This is a genomic window from Priestia sp. P5_B4 (assembly GCF_056400385.1).
Genome location: NZ_JBFULJ010001437.1, coordinates 1 through 604, shown reverse-complemented (window position 1 = coordinate 604; position 604 = coordinate 1). Strand labels below are relative to the sequence as shown.

The 604-nt window shown below is 36.6% G+C and carries 1 protein-coding gene; it reads left to right on the top strand.

The genetic code is table 11. From position 1 onward, the window contains the following. The coding region (locus AC1DRF_RS31455; RefSeq protein ID WP_477742756.1) for a DinB family protein at positions 1 to 292 on the top strand (292 nt) is incomplete at its 5' end. Between the last annotated feature and the right edge of the window lie 312 nt (positions 293 to 604).

The following is a 604-nucleotide window of genomic DNA, read 5'->3' as shown; positions in this document are numbered from 1 at the left end:
GGTAAAATCCGGTGATTTATCGCCACTTGGTCAAAAAGCTGATTTTAGCGGTAAGTCATTATCGGATCTTGCAGCTGAATATACCCAAAAAACAGTAGACGTATTACGTTCACTTAGCGAAGATGATTTAAACAAAACAATTGACGCCACTGCAGCGTTTGGAAGAAAGCTTCCTGGAAGTCAACTTTTACAAATGGCCATTGACCATGAAATTCATCATAAAGGAAATTTATACGTCTACGTACGTGAGATGGGTCATACGGATCTTCCCCTATTTGTTCAGTTTGGTTAAGTTAATGGTTATAAAATAGTTCGTGCTTGTAAGCGCCCAAGCTAGAAGTTTGGTGCGCTTTTTCTTTGCAGTTTTCGGCATAATAAGTAAGATATATGGTATAATTCTATCAATAACTTCATATCTACTATTCAAAGCTTGTTTCTTCTTATAAAACGATAGTCATCATCTTTTACAAAGGAGGAATCACTTCATGAGTCAAACTGTTAACCAACAAAAAATTGCTCAAGTGTATCATCTTCCGTTTGTTTCTTCATTTGGAGGAAGTGCTATGAACCTTCTTTCTCCTCAAGCTGGCGAACATATTTTAGA